This is a genomic window from Micromonospora matsumotoense (assembly GCF_900091525.1).
Lineage (GTDB): Bacteria > Actinomycetota > Actinomycetes > Mycobacteriales > Micromonosporaceae > Micromonospora > Micromonospora matsumotoensis.
Genome location: NZ_FMCU01000006.1, coordinates 158,038 through 173,987 on the forward strand (window position 1 = coordinate 158,038; position 15,950 = coordinate 173,987).

Annotated in this window: 14 protein-coding genes and 3 tRNA genes; 10 read left to right on the forward strand and 7 right to left on the reverse strand. The window is 73.2% G+C overall.

The window, feature by feature from the left end:
* Positions 1 to 35: 35 nt before the first annotated feature.
* Together GA0070216_RS14610 and GA0070216_RS14615 are read right to left on the reverse strand one after the other, a co-directional pair.
* The gene (locus GA0070216_RS14610; RefSeq protein ID WP_091245645.1) at positions 36 to 923 is read right to left on the reverse strand and encodes a 3-methyladenine DNA glycosylase; all 888 of its coding nucleotides are present in this window, start codon (positions 921 to 923) and stop codon (positions 36 to 38) included.
* 207 nt (positions 924 to 1,130) lie between these two features.
* Positions 1,131 to 2,594, reverse strand: a complete 1,464-nt coding sequence (locus GA0070216_RS14615; protein WP_091245648.1) for a hypothetical protein — start codon at positions 2,592 to 2,594, stop codon at positions 1,131 to 1,133.
* A 155-nt stretch (positions 2,595 to 2,749) separates the two neighbouring features.
* Here GA0070216_RS14615 and GA0070216_RS14620 point away from each other — a divergent pair, with 155 nt between their 5' ends.
* The 4 genes from GA0070216_RS14620 (at position 2,750) to GA0070216_RS14635 (ending at position 4,481) form a co-directional block, all read left to right on the forward strand.
* Positions 2,750 to 3,553 (forward strand): fumarylacetoacetate hydrolase family protein, encoded by an 804-nt coding sequence (locus GA0070216_RS14620; RefSeq protein ID WP_091245651.1) that lies wholly within the window; start codon positions 2,750 to 2,752, stop codon positions 3,551 to 3,553.
* A gap of 107 nt (positions 3,554 to 3,660) precedes the next feature.
* A tRNA-Gln gene (locus tag GA0070216_RS14625) sits at positions 3,661 to 3,732 on the forward strand.
* Between the two features lie 139 nt (positions 3,733 to 3,871).
* Positions 3,872 to 3,944, forward strand: a tRNA-Glu gene (locus tag GA0070216_RS14630).
* 461 nt (positions 3,945 to 4,405) lie between these two features.
* Positions 4,406 to 4,481: transfer RNA gene (locus tag GA0070216_RS14635), tRNA-Glu, on the forward strand.
* Between the two features lie 288 nt (positions 4,482 to 4,769).
* On the opposite strand, the gene GA0070216_RS14640 is transcribed toward GA0070216_RS14635, so the two are convergent.
* On the reverse strand, positions 4,770 to 5,456 hold the full coding sequence (locus GA0070216_RS14640) for an IclR family transcriptional regulator (protein WP_088646078.1): 687 nt from the start codon (positions 5,454 to 5,456) through the stop codon (positions 4,770 to 4,772).
* Between the two features lie 49 nt (positions 5,457 to 5,505).
* Here GA0070216_RS14640 and leuC point away from each other — a divergent pair, with 49 nt between their 5' ends.
* The 3 genes from leuC (at position 5,506) to GA0070216_RS14655 (ending at position 8,497) form a co-directional block, all read left to right on the forward strand.
* The gene (leuC, locus tag GA0070216_RS14645) at positions 5,506 to 6,948 is read left to right on the forward strand and encodes a 3-isopropylmalate dehydratase large subunit (protein ID WP_091245655.1); all 1,443 of its coding nucleotides are present in this window, start codon (positions 5,506 to 5,508) and stop codon (positions 6,946 to 6,948) included.
* Positions 6,949 to 6,963: 15 nt separating this feature from the next.
* A complete protein-coding gene (gene leuD, locus GA0070216_RS14650; protein ID WP_091245659.1) occupies positions 6,964 to 7,551 on the forward strand; it encodes a 3-isopropylmalate dehydratase small subunit in 588 nt (195 codons plus the stop codon).
* A 172-nt stretch (positions 7,552 to 7,723) separates the two neighbouring features.
* Positions 7,724 to 8,497, forward strand: a complete 774-nt coding sequence (locus GA0070216_RS14655; protein ID WP_176738968.1) for an HU family DNA-binding protein — start codon at positions 7,724 to 7,726, stop codon at positions 8,495 to 8,497.
* Positions 8,498 to 8,554: 57 nt separating this feature from the next.
* Here the strand turns inward: GA0070216_RS14655 and GA0070216_RS14660 are convergent, their stop codons facing one another.
* The 4 genes from GA0070216_RS14660 to cofC all read right to left on the reverse strand — a co-directional run bounded on the left by GA0070216_RS14660 (position 8,555) and on the right by cofC (position 12,775).
* Positions 8,555 to 9,436, reverse strand: a complete 882-nt coding sequence (locus tag GA0070216_RS14660) for an NUDIX hydrolase (RefSeq protein WP_091245666.1) — start codon at positions 9,434 to 9,436, stop codon at positions 8,555 to 8,557.
* A gap of 70 nt (positions 9,437 to 9,506) precedes the next feature.
* On the reverse strand, positions 9,507 to 11,708 hold the full coding sequence (locus tag GA0070216_RS14665; RefSeq protein WP_245722523.1) for an RNA degradosome polyphosphate kinase: 2,202 nt from the start codon (positions 11,706 to 11,708) through the stop codon (positions 9,507 to 9,509).
* Between the two features lie 174 nt (positions 11,709 to 11,882).
* Positions 11,883 to 12,080, reverse strand: coding sequence for a cold-shock protein (locus tag GA0070216_RS14670; RefSeq protein WP_091246217.1), 198 nt, complete (start codon positions 12,078 to 12,080; stop codon positions 11,883 to 11,885).
* Between the two features lie 62 nt (positions 12,081 to 12,142).
* Positions 12,143 to 12,775, reverse strand: coding sequence for a 2-phospho-L-lactate guanylyltransferase (gene cofC / locus GA0070216_RS14675; RefSeq protein WP_091246214.1), 633 nt, complete (start codon positions 12,773 to 12,775; stop codon positions 12,143 to 12,145).
* A 162-nt stretch (positions 12,776 to 12,937) separates the two neighbouring features.
* On the opposite strand from cofC, the gene GA0070216_RS14680 reads away from it, so the two are divergent.
* The 3 genes from GA0070216_RS14680 to GA0070216_RS14690 are packed head-to-tail and all read left to right on the forward strand — an operon-like array spanning position 12,938 to position 15,868.
* A complete protein-coding gene (locus GA0070216_RS14680; protein ID WP_091245671.1) occupies positions 12,938 to 13,663 on the forward strand; it encodes a lysophospholipid acyltransferase family protein in 726 nt (241 codons plus the stop codon).
* A gap of 40 nt (positions 13,664 to 13,703) precedes the next feature.
* Positions 13,704 to 14,711, forward strand: coding sequence for an NAD(P)H-dependent glycerol-3-phosphate dehydrogenase (locus GA0070216_RS14685; RefSeq protein WP_091245673.1), 1,008 nt, complete (start codon positions 13,704 to 13,706; stop codon positions 14,709 to 14,711).
* The gene (locus tag GA0070216_RS14690) at positions 14,708 to 15,868 is read left to right on the forward strand and encodes a cystathionine gamma-lyase (protein WP_091245676.1); all 1,161 of its coding nucleotides are present in this window, start codon (positions 14,708 to 14,710) and stop codon (positions 15,866 to 15,868) included. Before GA0070216_RS14685 ends, GA0070216_RS14690 begins: the two co-directional genes overlap by 4 nt.
* Positions 15,869 to 15,950 lie beyond the last annotated feature (82 nt).

A 15,950-nucleotide genomic window follows, 5' to 3' on the forward strand; every position in this document is an offset into this window, starting at 1 on the left:
AATCGACCCGGACCCTCGCCCGACGGTCGGCAGGGTCAGGCGGCGGCAGGCGGAACGGCGTGATCCAGCGCGGTCAGCAGGCGGGCGCGGAGCACGGCAGCCTGCTCGGCGAAACCCCGCTGCGCCGCCGCGTACTCGGCCCGCCCCTCGGGGGTCTCCACCCGGACCGGGGGATAGCCGAGGGCCGCCAGGTCGTAGGGGCTGGCCCGCATGTCCAGCGCCCGGATCTGCCGGGCCAGCGCGAAACAGTCCGCGACCAGCTCCGAGGCGACCAGCGGGGAGAGCTTGTACGCCCACTTGTAGAGGTCCATGTTGGCGTGCAGGCAACCCGGCTGCTCCAGCGCGTGCTGGGTCTCCCGGGTGGGCTGGAGCAGGTTCAGCGGCCGGGCCGGCGCGGTGAAGAACCGGAACGCGTCGAAGTGGCTGCACCGCACGCCCCGCTCGCGTACCACGGCGGCGGTGTCGTCCGGGCTGAGCCGCAGCGGCCAGGCGTTGTGCCGGACCTCCTCCTGGGTCTGCCGGTAGACCATCGCCCACTCGTGCATCCCGAAGCAGCCCAGATGCGCCGGCCGGCGCGCGGTGGCGGCCAGCAGCTCCCGGACCCAGCTGATCGACTCGGCGCGGCGGTCGCGTACCCCGTCGGTGTCGAGGGTGACCCCGGTGGGGCCGGCGCGGTAGTCCCGGCCGAACTCGGCCTGGTCCGCGTCACGCAGCAGCACTCCCGCGCCCGGGTGCCAGCGGCGCAGCTGCGCCGGGCGGTAGGAGTAGTAGGTGAAGAGGAAGTCCTCCACCGGATGCCGGCCGCCGGTGCGACGCCGGGCCAGGTGCGGGTCCAGCCAGCCGGCCATCCGCGCCTCGTGGGCCGCCCGCCGGGCCCGCCAGTCGGCCGCGTCGAGGGCGGCGGGTGCGAGGGCGGCGGTCACACCCTCCAGGGTACGACCGCCGCCCGCCCCCGCTCAGCGCACGTCCCCCGGCACGTCTCTCCGATCGGGGCACGTCGCCCGTCCGGCGTGTCCCGCCGGCCGGGCCCCTTTCCCGTCCGGTGCGTCCCGCCGGCCAGGGGACGGCTCTTCCATTCGGCGTGCTCCGCCGGCCAGGGACGTCTCCTCCCGTGGGGCGGGTCCTGACGGTCAGGGCACGTCCACCCGGACGCCGGCGGAGAACACCCCGCTGCGCAGCTCCAACTGCTTCGGCTTCTGCATCCCGTGCACGGTGAAGACCAGCGGCAGCACCACCCGGCTGCCCGCCGAGACGGGTTGGGCGAAGACGTCCCGCCCCAGGTTCGCCAGCCGGGTGGCGTCCTCGTCGGTGCTCACCCAGGTGCCCCCCGGCAGGTACGCCCGCTGGAGCTGACCGTGCCAGCTCTGCTGCTCCGGAGTGACGTTGCGTACCCCGACCGTGGCCTGGCACTGCTGGCGCGCCGCCTTCGCGGTGCCACAGGCCACCCGGTAGACGGTGAACTCGAACGCCTTCTCCCGCAGCGGGGTGCCGACGGCTCCGGTTATGCTGGTGCCCGTCCACGCCCCGGCGGTCGGCTGCTTGGTGGTGTCGATCGCGGCGACCTGCCGGGTGGCCGTCCAGGTGGCGGCGAGGACCACCCCGGCCAGCACCGTCGCGGCCACCCCCACCACCAGCCACACCGACGGGCTGCGTCGTCGCCCGACCGGTCCCGGTGCGGCGGGGCGCGGGTACACCGTCCCGCCACCCGGGGCTGCCGTCGCGCCGGCGGACGGGTACACCGTCCCGCCACCCGGGGTCGTCGGGCCGCCGGTGTACGGCGGGTGGCCGGTCGCGGCCGGTGCGACGCCGCTCACCCGTCGCCGGGCCCGCAGCCACCACCAGAGCCCGCCGGCCAGCAGCGCCAGCAGCACCAGGGCCAAGCCGAGCAGGATCGGTGGTTGCCGCCAGGCCGGCGTCGCGGGCACCGCCGCCTCCGGGGTCCCCGCGCTGTGCCAGGTGGCGGTCGCGCAGTCGTACGGCTGGTCGCCGTCGCTGGCGTACGCGCAGGCCGGTGCGGTCAGGTCCTGGCCCGGCGCGGTGGCGGCCAGGGCGGTGTCCAGGGTCCGGGTCGCCCCGGCCGGTACGACGAGCCGCCAGGTGACCTCCCCGCCGCCGGTGGCGCCGCCCGGCCGGGTGGTCAGCCCGCCCGCGCTGACCGCGGTGATCGAGGCGTCCGCCGGCACCCCCTGCCGGACCATGGTCCGCACCGTCGCGCTACCCGTGTTGCGCACGATGATCCGGTAGCCCGGCACCGATGTCGCGGCGGGCGCCACGGCGACGGTGACCTGCGGAGCCGGTCGGGGTACGCCGGGGTTGCCGGCGGTGGTCATCCCCGGGGCGGGTGCCGTCGGGGTGACCGGCACGACCGCGCCGCTGGCCGCCACCCGCGGTGCGGCCGGTGCGGCCCGGGCCCCCGCTGCCGGTGACGCCTCCGGGGCGGCGGGACGCGCCGCCGTGGCGGGGCTTGCCGCCGGGGTGGCCGCCGTGGCCCGGGTGGCGGGGCCCGTACTGGGCAGCGCCGGTACGGCGGCGAGAATGCCCAGGCAGTTCACGAAAACCGCGAGGGCCCTGTGGTGTCGTCTCGATGCAGGCATACCAACGAACCTCCGGAGCCGACGTTAGGAGCGGGGACCCTCCGGGCGGGTACGAAGCCCCGAACCCCGCCCGCAGCGGCGACCGATGGCCTACGCTGCGCCGACGTTTCCCGGTGGCCGACGGGCGACGCCACCGTGGGGGATAGATTGGCCGGGTGCGTATCGCTCGTTTCGCTCATGCCAAGGGAATGTCGTTCGGAGTCGTCGAGGGCGAGTCGGAGGCCGGGCCGCAGGGCCTGACCATCGCCGAGATCGACGGCCACCCGTTCGGGCAGATCCAGTTCTCCGGTGCCCGCTGGGCACTCTCCGACGTTCGGCTGCTCTCGCCGATCCTGCCGAGCAAGGTGGTGTGTGTCGGGCGTAACTACGCCGAGCACGCCGCCGAGCACGGCAACGAGGTGCCGAAGGAGCCGTTGCTCTTCCTCAAGCCGTCCACCTCGGTGATCGGCCCCCGGGACGCGATCCGGCTGCCGATCTTCGCCAAGCAGGTCGAGCACGAGGCCGAGTTGGCCGTGGTCATCGGGGCACCCGGCGCCCGCCGGGCCGACCGGGCCGCCGCCGCGCGGGCCATCTTCGGCTACACCTGCGCCAACGACGTCACCGCGCGGGATCTCCAGCGGTCCGACTCGCAGTGGACCCGGGCCAAGGGCTTCGACTCGTTCTGCCCCATCGGCCCCTGGATCACCACCGGTCTCGACGTCTCCGACCTGGAGATCCGCTGCGAGGTGGGACGCAACCCGGACGAGATGGAGGTACGCCAGCTCGGCCGGACCAAGGACATGGTGTTCGACGTGCCGGCGCTGGTGTCGTACATCTCGCACGTGATGACGTTGCTCCCCGGGGACGTGGTGCTGACCGGCACCCCGGCCGGGGTTAGTCCGCTCACCGACGGGGATACGGTCACCGTGCGGATCGAGGGGATCGGCGAACTCACCAACTCGGTCGTGCCGGTCGTCTGACCGTACGTCACCCCCTGTTTCCGCAGCTCAGGGGCGCTTTGGGGGATTGGATTTGGCCTGTTGGCGCGGGGAGGGTAAAGTTCCTTCCCGGCGCCACAAGGGGCCAATGGGGTATGGGGTAATTGGCAGCCCAACTGATTCTGGTTCAGTTAGTCTAGGTTCGAGTCCTGGTACCCCAGCGCAACCGCGGGTTCATCCGAATCCGCGGACGCTGGATTCTGATGGAGATCCATGTCGTTCCCGCAGGGGAGCGAAGTTGATCTCTGGTAGAGTGCAGCTTCCCCGCCCGGCAGGGCAGGGAAGCACAAGCTATGTTCTGGCCCCGTCGTCTAGTGGCCCAGGACGCCGCCCTCTCAAGGCGGTAGCGCCGGTTCGAATCCGGTCGGGGCTACAACGCTGACAGCCCGTCCCATCTGGTTGGGGCGGGCTTCTTCGCGTCTCCGTGTGGTGGGACGGGTTCCTCCGCCCGTACACCGCCTCCCGCTCCGTACCCACGCACTGCCGGGTGCTGCTGAGGGCCGACACGCATGCTGCTGGCTGATGCGCCCCCGCCCCACCCCCGTACTGCCGGCCCGTGCCGCCCGTGCCGCCCGCCTCGCCCGCCGCGACCCGTCGGCTCTCCTAGCTGGGCGGGCCGTTCCCGTCGTGCGGGCCGTCCCCGTCGTGCAGGCCTGCGCCTCCGGGGCGATACCGCATGGTCCTGAGCACCCGAATGCCGCTACTTCGCCACCCGGGCGCCTGCTCTCCCCGGGCACGCCGGCAGGGTCCGACCCCCGTCTCGGGGGCCGGATGTCGGTGCCGTTAGACTAATGCCGCACCGCCCCACGGGGTGGTGAAGCAGGAAAAGTGCCTGGCCCCGTCGTCTAGTGGCCCAGGACGCCGCCCTCTCAAGGCGGTAGCGCCGGTTCGAATCCGGTCGGGGCTACCACACGATCGGCCCGTCTCGCCCGTCGAGTCGGGCCGATCGCCATTCCCGCCCCACCCACTCCACACCCCCACCCGGTCCCACCCGACCCGGGGCGGTTCGCCCACTCTGCTGCTCAACTCCCCCCAGCCGGCCCCGCACTCGTGGACCTGCCCTCCCCGCCCCGACTCGCTTTTGGTGTTGATCAAGAGGTTTGCGTCAACCCTGAAGATCAAAGTGACGTAAACCTCTTGATCAACACAGCCAGCGGGCCGGGGGCGGGGCCGGGCGGGCGGGGTCGGGGTGGGTGGGTTAGAGGCCGGAGAGGCGTTGGCCGGCGCGGACGACGGCCATGGCGTGGCGTTCGCCGGGGCGGCGGCCGAGGCGCTCGATCGGGCCGGAGATGCTGATCGAGGCGATCACCCGGCCGGTGCGGTCCCGGATCGGGGCGGAGACGCTCGCCACACCGGCCTCCCGTTCGGCGACGCTCTGTGCCCAGCCCCGGCGGCGTACCTCGGCGAGGGTGCGGCCGGTGAACTTGGACCGGGGCAGCAGCGGCATGACCGCCTCGGGCGGCTCCCAGGCGAGCAGGATCTGCGCGGCGGAGCCGGCCGTCATGGGCAGCACCGAGCCGACCGGCACGGTGTCCCGCAGGCCGCTGGCCCGCTCGGCGGCGGCCACGCAGACCCGTTCGTCGGCCCGGCGCAGGTAGAGTTGGGCGCTCTCCCCGGTGGCGTCGCGCAGCGCGGCCAGCAGTGGCTCGGCGGCGGTCAGCAGGACGTCCGGGGCGGCGTTGGCCAGCTCGCCGAGCCGGGGCCCGGGACGCCATCGCCCCTGGGTGTCCCGGACCAGCATCCGGTGGATCTCCAGTGCCTGGGCCAGCCGATGTGCGGTGGCTCGGGGCAGCTTGGTGCGTTCAACGAGTTCGGCCAGGCTGGCGCCGTCGACACAGGCGGCCAGGATGACCACCGCCTTGTCGAGCACGCCGACACCGCTCATACTGTGTCCCACAAGCCGAAATTTACCTCCCAGAATTTAGGATGTCCAGATGGTGGGAGTCACTCAACCGAGGACCCTGGCCGAGAAGGTCTGGGACGCACACATCGTACGGACCGCCCAGGGCGAGCCGGATCTGCTCTATATCGACCTGCACCTGCTGCACGAGGTGACCAGCCCGCAGGCGTTCGACGGGCTGCGGCAGGCCGGCCGGGGGGTCCGCCGACCCGATCTCACGCTCGCGACCGAGGATCACAACACCCCGACCGGGTACGACGATCCCGCGTTCCGGCTGCGTCGGGGTGACCTGCTGACGATCGCGGACCCGACCTCGCGTACCCAGATCGAGACGTTGCGCCGCAACTGCGCCGAGTTCGGCCTGCGGCTGCACCCCCTGGGCGACGAGAACCAGGGCATCGTGCACGTGATCGGCCCGCAGTTGGGGGTGACCCAGCCCGGAATGACGATCGTCTGTGGCGACTCGCACACCGCCACCCACGGCGCGTTCGGCGCGCTGGCCTTCGGTATCGGCACCAGTGAGGTCGAACACGTCCTGGCCACCCAGACCCTGCCGCAGGCCCGCCCGAAGACCATGGCGGTCAACGTCACCGGTCAGCTCGGCCCCGGCGTCACCGCCAAGGACCTGGTCCTCGCGCTGATCGCGCAGGTGGGCACGGGCGGTGGCCGCGGCCACATCGTGGAGTACCGGGGCGAGGCGATCCGGGCGCTGTCCATGGAGGGCCGGATGACGGTGGCGAACATGTCCATCGAGTGGGGCGCCAAGGCGGGCCTGATCGCGCCGGACGAGACCACCTTCGCGTACCTCAAGGGTCGGCCGCACGCGCCGGCCGGGGCGGACTGGGACGCGGCGCTGGCCTACTGGCGGACGCTGCCCACCGACGCCGACGCGGCCTTCGACGCCGAGGTGACCCTGGACGCGAGCCGGATCACCCCGTTCGTCACCTGGGGCACCAACCCCGGCCAGGGGGTGCCGCTCGGCGCTGCCGTGCCGGACCCGGAGGACTTCGACACCGACGCCGAGCGGACCGCCGCACGCCGGGCCCTGGAGTACATGGACCTCACCCCCGGGACCCCGCTGCGCGACCTCGCCGTCGACGTGGTCTTCGTCGGTTCCTGCACCAACGGCCGGCTGGAGGACCTGCGGGCCGCCGCCGACGTGCTGCGCGGCCACCGGGTCGCCGACGGGGTACGGATGCTGGTGGTGCCCGGCTCCGCCGCCGTCCGGGAGGCCGCCGAGGCGGAGGGGCTGGACAAGGTCTTCGCCGACGCCGGGGCGGAGTGGCGGTTCGCCGGCTGCTCGATGTGCCTCGGCATGAACCCGGACACCCTGAAGCCGGGCGAGCGTTCGGCCTCGACGTCCAACCGCAACTTCGAAGGCCGGCAGGGCCGGGGCGGGCGTACCCACCTGGTGTCGCCGCCGGTCGCCGCCGCCACCGCCGTGACCGGCCGGCTCGCCGCCCCGGCAGATCTGTAGAAGGGCAGCCGAGAGATGGACAAGTTCACCACCCACACCGGCACCGCCGTGCCACTGCGCCGTTCCAATGTGGACACCGATCAGATCATCCCGGCCGTGTACCTCAAGCGGGTGACCCGGACGGGTTTCGCCGACGGACTCTTTCGGGCCTGGCGGGACGACCCCGCATTCGTGCTCAACGACCCGGTCTATTCCGGGGCGTCGATCCTTGTCGCCGGGCCGGAGTTCGGCACCGGGTCGTCCCGGGAGCACGCCGTCTGGGCGCTGCGCGACTGGGGTTTCCAGGCGGTCATCTCTCCCCGGTTCGGTGACATCTTCCGGGGCAACTCGCTCAAGGAAGGGCTCCTCCCGGTCGAATTGGAACTGACCGCGATCGAGCAGATCTGGGACCGGGTGGAGGCCGATCCGACCACGCCGGTGACGGTCGACCTGACCACCCGTGAGGTCCGGGTCGGGGAGTCCACCTGGTCGTTCCCGCTGGACGACCACAGCCGTTGGCGGCTGATGGAGGGTCTCGACGACATTGGACTCACCCTGCGGCACCTCGCCGACATCGAGGCTTACGAGGCGGGTCGGCCGTCGTTCAGCCCCGCCGTGGTCTAGCCGTACGCCCGACCACGGCACCGTTTTCGCCCCCACCGGTTCATCCGGTGGGGGCGAATCCGTTACGACACAAGGGCTTTTTTCCACCGAATGTTTGTGTCCAGGCAGCGCAGGGCATACGGTGCGCGCAGAATGGCTCGCGTCGAGTCAGTTGCACAATCGGGAGGAAGTCGTGAACAAGGCCGAGCTCATCGAGGCGCTCGCCGCTCGCCTGGGGGACCGGAAGTCGGCGACGGCGGCGCTCGACGCGGTCCTCGCTGAAGTCCAGGCGGCGGTCACCAAGGGCGACAAAGTGGCGATCACCGGATTCGGATCGTTCGAAAAGCGTGTCCGGGCGGCGCGAACAGCGCGCAACCCGCGTACCGGCGAGGCGGTGAAGGTCAAGAAGACATCCGTGCCGGCCTTCAAGCCGGGCGCCGGTTTCAAGGAGATGGTGGCCACCGGCAAGGTGCCGAAGACCGCTGCTCCGGCGAAGAAGACCGCCACCACGGCGGCGGCCAAGACCACCGGCACGAAGGCCACCGCGGCCAAGGCGAGTGGGGCCAAGGCGACCGGCGCGAAGGCGACCGGCGCGAAGGCGACCGGCGCGAAGGCGACCGGCGCGAAGGCCACCGCCGCCAAGAAGACGACCGCGGCGAGCAAGGCGACCGGGGCGAAGGCCACCGCCGCCAAGAAGACGACGGCGGCCACCAAGACCACCGCGGCGAAGGCCACCAAGGCCGCCACCGCGACCAAGGCGGCCACCAAGAAGGCTGCTCCGGCGAAGAAGACCGCCACGGCGACCAAGTCGACCCCCGCCCGGAGCACGGCGGCCAAGAAGACCGCCGCGGCCAAGAGCACGACGGCCAAGGCCACCACGGCCAAGAGCACCACGGCCAAGGCCACCACGGCCAAAGCCACCACCGCGAAGAAGGCGCCGGCGAAGCGGAGCGCCGCCAAGCGTTGATTTCTCGGTACGACGAAACGGGCGTCCACCGGTGCGGTGGACGCCCGTTTCCGGTATTCAGAGCCGGTCGGCGGCGAGCAGCCGGTCGGCGGTGAAGGCGAGCAGCCAGCCCCCGCCCTTGGCGGTGCTGAAGTCGGCCTCCCGCCCGGCGAGCCGGGCCAACGCCCCCGGGATCACCTTGCCCTGGCTGCACACCCCGACCGACTCCCCGGCGGTGGCCAGCTCGACCAGCCGGCCGGCGGCGGCCAGCGCGCACTCGTCGACCTGCTGACCCGGCTGCGGCTCGTCGAAGTCCCCGCACACCTCGATCGGCAGGTCCAGCAGGGCGGCCGCCGGCTCCAGGGTCTGCACGCAGCGGCGGGGCGAGGCCGACAGCAGCCGGACCGGACGGACCAGGGCGACCAGCGGTGCCAGCGCCCGCGCCTGGGCCGTCCCCTCGGCGTCCAACGGCCGGCCGGTGTCCGGCCCGGACCAGGTCGCCCGCTTACCGGCGTGCGCGTGCCGGACCAGCGCCACCGTGCCGGTGACCGCAGGCAGGGCGGCGAACGCGGCCAGCACCTGCGCGTCGTGCGGGTAGCTGACCCGTCGGACCGCCGCGTCGACGTCGAGCCAGCACACGTCGTCGACCTCGGTGTCCGGCTGGAAGCCGCCGGTGGCCACGGCCCGCATCGACCAGTAGTCGACCACCTTCGACCGGCCCTCGCTGCGGTACCGCACGGTGGGCAGCCGGACCTGCGGCACGGCCTGCACGTCGGACTCCTCGGCCACCTCACGGACGGCGGCCAGCAGCGGGTGTTCGCCGCGCTCCAGCTTGCCCTTGGGCAGCGACCAGTCGCCGTAGCGGGGCCGGTGCACCAGACAGACCTCGATCCCGCCGCCGCTCGGCCGCCACGCCACCCCACCGGCCGCCCGGATACCGGCCGGCTCCTCGTCCATCATCTGGTCACCCTACGTCCGAAGGATTCGTCGTACCGGTCGCTCGTCCGGCTCGCCGGACGGTCGCCCCCGGTCAGCCGGCGGAGCCGCCCACCCGGCGCAGCAGCAGCTCCTGGAGGTCGTGCAGGGGCTCCTCGGCGCTGCCGGTACGCCGGGTCCAACTGCCGTCGGCGGCCAGCTCGAACGCGTCCACGTCCGGGCTCATCGCGGCGGTCATCACCTGGTCCAGTTCGGCGCGGGCGATCGGGTCACCGACCTGCACCAGCGCCTCCACCCGGCGGTCGAGGTTGCGGTGCATCAGGTCGGCCGAGCCCATCCAGAACTCGGCGTCGCCGCTGTTGCCGAACCGGAAGATCCGCGAGTGCTCCAGGAACCGGCCGAGGATCGAGCGGACCCGGATGTTCTCCGACAGCCCCGGCACCCCCGGCCGCAGCGTGCACATGCCCCGGATCAGCAGGTCCACGTGCACGCCGGCCCGCGACGCCCGGTAGAGCGCGTCGGTGATCTCCTCGTCGACCAGCGAGTTCACCTTGAACTGCACCAACCCCGGCATACCCAGCCGGACGTGCGCGATCTCCCGCTCGATCCGTTCGATCAGGCCGCTGCGGATGCCCTGCGGGGCGACCAGCAACCGCCGGTACGCGGTCTGCCGGCTGTAGCCGGTGAGCACGTTGAACAGGTCGGTCAGGTCGGCGCCGATCTCCGGATCGGCGGTGAGCACGCCGAAGTCCTCGTACAGTCGGGCGGTCTTGGGGTGGTAGTTGCCGGTGCCGATGTGGCAGTACCGGCGGATCTGGTTGCCCTCCTGGCGCACCACCAGGGCGGTCTTGCAGTGCGTCTTCAACCCGACCAGGCCGTAGACGACGTGGCAGCCGGCCCGTTCCAGGGTGCGCGCCCAGCCGATGTTCGCCACCTCGTCGAAGCGGGCCTTCAACTCCACCAGCACCACCACCTGCTTGCCGGCGGCGGCGGCGTCGACCAGCGCGTCGACGATCGGGGAGTCCCCGCTGGTGCGGTAGAGGGTCTGCTTGATGGCCAGCACGTTCGGGTCGGCGGCGGCCTGCTCGACGAAGCGCTGCACGCTGGTGGCGAACGAGTGGTACGGGTGGTGCACCAGCACGTCGCCGTCGCGCAGGGTGGCGAAGACGCTGCGGGGCACCTCGCCCTCGGCCAGCCGGGGATGGGTGGCCGGCACGAACGGCTTGTCCTTGAGGTCGGGGCGGTCCGCCTCGCCGTAGAGCTGCCACAGCGCCGACAGGTCCAGCAGACCGGGCACCCGCAGCACGTCGTGCCCATCCATGTCCAGCTCCCGGACGAGCAGCTCCAGCATGTGGTCGGAGATGGAGGCGGCCACCTCCAGCCGCACCGGGGGGCCGAAGCGCCGGCGGGCCAGCTCCCGCTCCAGCGCCTGGAGCAGGTCCTCGTCGCGGTCCTCGTCGACCTCGACCTCGGCGTTGCGGGTGACCCGGAACAGGTGGCACTCGACCACCTGCATGCCGGAGAAGAGCTGACCCAGGTGCACCGAGATGAGTTCCTCGACGGGCAGCATCCGCAGTCCCGGCTGGTCCCGGGCCACCCGGACGAAACGGGGCACGTTGTTGGGCACCTTCACCCGGGCGAACAGCTCCGAGCCGCCGTCGGGGTCGCGTACCGCCACGGCCAGGTTCAACGACCGCCCGGAGATGTACGGGAAGGGGTGCGCGGGGTCCACCGCGAGCGGGGTGAGCACCGGGAAGATGTGTTCCCGGAAGTAGGTGCGCAGCCGTTCCCGCTCCGGGTCGTCCAGCTCCGCCCAGCGCAGGATCCGGATGTCCTCCCGGGCCAGCTTCGGCAGCAGGTCGTCGACGAAGCAGGCGGCCTGCCGGGCGACCAGTCCGGCGGCGCACTCGGTGATCCGTTCCAGCTGGGTACGCAGCGGCAGCCGGTCCCCGCCGCGCACCGGCAGCCCGGCGGAGAGCCGGCGCTTGAGCCCGGCCACCCGCACCATGTAGAACTCGTCGAGGTTGCTGGCGAAGATGGCCAGGAACTTGGCCCGTTCCAGCAGCGGGGTGCGGGGGTCCTCGGCCAGCGCCAGCACCCGGCCGTTGAAGTCGAGCCAGGACAGCTCCCGGTTGAGGAACCGGTCGGCCGGCAGCGGCTCGACGGCGGGCGGCCCGTCGGCCGCGCCCGGTCCTCCGGCGGTGGGCCCGCCGTCGGAGGACCGGTCGCCGGTGTCGAGCACCTCGTCCAGGCCGGCGGACGCCCCGGCGGCGCTGGCGGCGGGGGAGTCGGGCACCGTGGCGGCGACGTCCTCGGGGGCGCGGCGGGTGCGGGAACCGCCCCGGCGGCGGGTGCCGTTGCGGGTCGGGTCGGTGGCGGCGGACGGACTGGTGGGGTGCTCGCGAGGGGTGCTCACCCGCTCATAATCACCCGATTCTGGTTAACGCAAAATGAACTTGGGCCGGGTTGTTCAGGCCATCGTCGGCAACGTCACCCGGACGACCCCGCCGTCCGGATCGGTTTCCACCTTGAGCCGCTGGCCGAGGCGGAGCAGGCGCAGCCCGGAGGCGTCGAAGGCGCGGGCCGGGAAGGGCAGCTCGGTGCCGTCGTCGAGGAGCAGCACACCGGTGCGGGTCTGTGTGTCGAAGGTCGCCACGGTGCCCTGCATGCCAGCACCGTACACCGGTGGGTCGGCCGGGGTGGGTGGTCGGTCCGGGCCCGCCGACCGGTTCAGTCGGGTCGGCCGGGGCCCGCCGGGGCGACACCGGTCAGCGCGCCGGTGGCCGGGCCGAGGCCGAGCCGGGCCGCGTCGGCCAGGTCGGCGGCGGTGTCCACGTCGCGCCGCAGGCTCGGCCAGCCGCCGCGCAGCGGCACCGCCCCGGAGGCCAGGTGGGCGGCGGCCGAGTCGACCCCGAACCGGGGGTCGAGCGGCACCCCGGGCGGTGTGGCGAGCAGCACGGTGCCGGTGCCGGGGGCGTCGGCCACGAACCGGCGTACCCCCGCCGGGCCGGTGCGGACCGCGTGCAGCGCGGCGGCCAGCTCGGCCGGGCGTAGCGCCGGCAGGTCGGCGGTGAGGGCCGCCACCCAGGTCCGGGAATCACCGTCGGTGACCGCCACCTCGACGCCGTGCCGCAGGGCGGCGTTCAGCCCGGCGTCGGGGCGGTCCGGCACCACCCGGGCGCCCGCCGGGCCGACCGTCGCCGTCACCTGCGGGTCGTCGGTGACCACCAGGACCTCGGCGACCGCCGGGCAGGCCAGCGCCGCACCAACCGTGTCGGCCACCAGCGCCAGCGCCAGCTCCCCGTGCGGTACGACCGGCAGCGCGCCCCGCAGCCGGCTCTTGGCCGCACGGAGCCGCTTCATCGGCACCACCACCACCCACCTCGCCTGGCCCACGTCGACAATCCTGCCAGCGTCGACGGCGGTACCCTCACTGGCCGTACCCGGGACGAGCAGGCATGATTTCCGCTGCGGGCACGCAACGGTGGGGGTGCGGCGCGCGGGCGGGGTGACGAGGAGGCAGGGGTGACACGGCACAGGCTGGGTTTCTGGCCACGGTTCGCCGTGGCGCTGGTCAAGCCCGTGATGCTGGCCTGGACCCGGCGCACCTGGCACGGGGTCGGGCAGTTGCGCACCGACGGCGGCGTCATCATCGTCCCCAACCATCTCTCGCACACCGATCCGCTGGTCTGCGCACACTTCATCTACGACGCCGGCCGGTGGCCGCAGTTCCTCGGCAAGGCCAGCGTGTTCCGGATCCCGGTGGTCGGCTGGATACTGCACCGCTGCCGGCAGATCCCGGTGGAACGGGAGACCGCCGTCGCGGTCGAGTCGCTGGACCGGCTGGTCGCCGCGCTGGACGCGGGCGGCGCGGTGGTCATCTACCCGGAGGGCACCATCACCCGGGAGCCGCAGCTCTGGCCGATGAGGGGCAAGACCGGGGCGGCCCGGCTGGCGCTGGCCACCGGCGCGCCGGTGGTCCCGGTGGCGATGTGGGGGCCGGAGCGGCTCTTCGACCCGCGTACCGGCCGGGTGGGCCTGCGGCCCCGGACCCCGGTGACGGTGGTGGCCGGTCCGCCGGTCGACCTGAGCCGGTGGGCGGGTGCCACCCCCAGCCGGGTGGTGCTGGAGGAGATGACCGACCAGATCATGGTGACCCTGCGTGACCTGCTCGCCGGCATCCGGGGCGGGACACCGCCGCCGTTGTGGGAACGTCCCGTCCGTCCGCGTACTCCCGAGGTGACCGAATGAGCGAGTGGATCGACCGGCACGACGCAGGGACGGCAGGGGCATGAGCGGTCACGTGGCGGTGCTGGGGGCCGGTTCCTGGGGGACGGCGTTCGCCAAGATCCTCGCCGACGCCGGTCGGGAGGTGACGATCCTGGCCCGGCGGCAGCAGGTCGTCGACGCCATCCGCACCCACCGGCGCAACCCCGACTACCTGCCGGAGCTGCGGCTGCCCGACCGGGTCACCGCGACCGGCGACGCGGCCAAGGCGATCTCCGGCGCCGAGCTGGTGGTGCTGTCGGTGCCGTCGCAGACGCTGCGCGGCAACCTCGCCGAGTGGGCCGGTCACCTCGCCCCGGACGCCACCCTCGTCTCCCTGATGAAGGGGATCGAGCTGGGCACCACCCGACGGATGAGCGAGGTGATCGTGGAGACCGCCCGGGTCACCCCGGACCGGGTGGTGGTCGTCTCCGGCCCCAACCTGGCCCCCGAGATCGCCGTCGAGCAGCCGGCCGCGACGGTGGTCGCCGGCACCGACGCCCGCCGCACCGAGCTGGTGCAGCAGTCGATCCGCACCCCGTACTTCCGGCCGTACACCAACGACGACGTGATCGGCTGTGAGCTGGGTGGGGCGGTCAAGAACGTGATCGCCCTGTCGTACGGGATCGCCACCGCGATGGGCTTCGGCGACAACACCCGGGCGATGCTGATGACCCGGGGGTTGGCCGAGACCGCCCGGCTGGGCGTGGCGCTCGGCGCCGACCCGATCACCTTCGCCGGCCTGGCCGGGATGGGTGACCTGGTGGCCTCCTGCTCGTCGCCGCTGGCCCGCAACCGCACCTTCGGCGAGCACCTGGGCCGGGGGGAGACCCTGGAACAGGCGCAGGCGGCCACCCGGCAGACCGCCGAGGGCGTGAAGAGCTGCCTGGCCATCCGGGACCTGGCCCGTGCGCACGGGGTGGAGATGCCGATCACCGAGCAGATCGAACGGATCTGCCACGAGGGAATGGACCCGAGACTCGCGGTGGACACCCTGATGAGCCGGACGGCCAAGCCGGAGTCGTACGAATGAGCGGCCAGCCGGTCCCGCCCGCCGATCACCCGCACTGGCACGACGGCACCCGGTGCGTGCACGCCGGGCTGCCCGAGCCGGCGCCGGGCCAGCCGTTCCTGCCCGGTCCGGTGTTCGCCGCGCCGTACCACCTCGACCCGTGGCAGGGGCCGGCCGGGGCCGTGAACGGTTACGGCCGCCCGGACAACCCGACCCGCCGGCTGCTGGAGGCGGCGATCGGTGAGCTGGAGGGGGGCGACTGCCGGGTCTTCGCCTCCGGGCAGGCAGCGATCACCGGGCTGCTGCTGGCGGTGCTGCGCCCCGGCGACACCGTGCTGCTGCCCGCCGACGGCTACTTCCCGGTCCGGGCGTTCGCCACCGCCACCCTCGCCGGCATGGGGGTACGGGTCGACTTCGTGCCCACCGCCGGGCCGTACCCGTCGTTCGACGGGGTACGGCTGGTGCTGCTGGAGACCCCGGCGAACCCGGGCCTGGACGTGGCCGACATCGCCGTACTGGCCGGGGCGGCGCACGCGGCCGGTGCGCTGGTCGCGGTGGACAACACCACCGCCACCCCGCTCGGGCAGCGCCCGCTGGACCTCGGTGCGGACCTGGTGGTCGCCTCCGGCACCAAGGCGCTGACCGGCCACTCGGATCTGCTGCTCGGCTATGTGGCGTCCCGGTCGGCGGAGCTGCTGGAGACGGTGACCGGTTGGCGGACCACCACCGGGGCGGTGCCCGGGGCGTTCGACGCCTGGCTGGCGCACCGTTCGCTGGCCACCCTGGACCTGCGGCTGGCCCGCCAGTCCGCCAACGCGGCGGCGCTGGTCGAGTTGCTCGCCGGCCGGGACGACGTGACCGGGCTGCGGTGGCCGGGGCGGCCGGAAGACCCGGCGTACCCGGTGGCGTCGCGGCAGCTGCGGCGGATGCCGGGGGTGCTCTCGTTCGACCTGGGTGACGCGGAGCGGGTGGCCCGGTTCATCGTCGCGTCCCGGCTGGTCACCGCCGCGACCTCGTTCGGCGGCCTGCACACCAGCGCCGACCGGCGGGCGCAGTGGGGCGACGACACCGCGCCCGGGTTCGTCCGGCTCTCCTGTGGGGTGGAGGACACCGCCGACCTGGTCGCCGACGTGGCCGCGGCGCTGGACAGCGCGGGGGCGGCCGGTCCGCTAGCATGATGCCGGCCCGTACGGGCCCCGACCGGAGGAGGTGAGTCCGATCCACCAGACATCAGGACCGGCGCTCCCCGTCGAGTCTCCG

Bases quoted from the DNA above. Each gene is read 5' to 3' on its own strand.
- GA0070216_RS14615 (WP_091245648.1), bottom strand. From the start codon at position 2,594: ATGCCTGCATCGAGACGACACCACAGGGCCCTCGCGGTTTTCGTGAAC.
- GA0070216_RS14640 (WP_088646078.1), bottom strand. From the start codon at position 5,456: ATGAGCGGTGTCGGCGTGCTCGACAAGGCGGTGGTCATCCTGGCCGCC.
- leuC (WP_091245655.1), top strand. From the start codon at position 5,506: ATGGTGGGAGTCACTCAACCGAGGACCCTGGCCGAGAAGGTCTGGGAC.
- leuD (WP_091245659.1), top strand. From the start codon at position 6,964: ATGGACAAGTTCACCACCCACACCGGCACCGCCGTGCCACTGCGCCGT.
- GA0070216_RS14660 (WP_091245666.1), bottom strand. From the start codon at position 9,436: ATGATGGACGAGGAGCCGGCCGGTATCCGGGCGGCCGGTGGGGTGGCG.
- GA0070216_RS14670 (WP_091246217.1), bottom strand. From the start codon at position 12,080: ATGCAGGGCACCGTGGCGACCTTCGACACACAGACCCGCACCGGTGTG.
- cofC (WP_091246214.1), bottom strand. From the start codon at position 12,775: ATGAAGCGGCTCCGTGCGGCCAAGAGCCGGCTGCGGGGCGCGCTGCCG.
- GA0070216_RS14685 (WP_091245673.1), top strand. From the start codon at position 13,704: ATGAGCGGTCACGTGGCGGTGCTGGGGGCCGGTTCCTGGGGGACGGCG.
- GA0070216_RS14690 (WP_091245676.1), top strand. From the start codon at position 14,708: ATGAGCGGCCAGCCGGTCCCGCCCGCCGATCACCCGCACTGGCACGAC.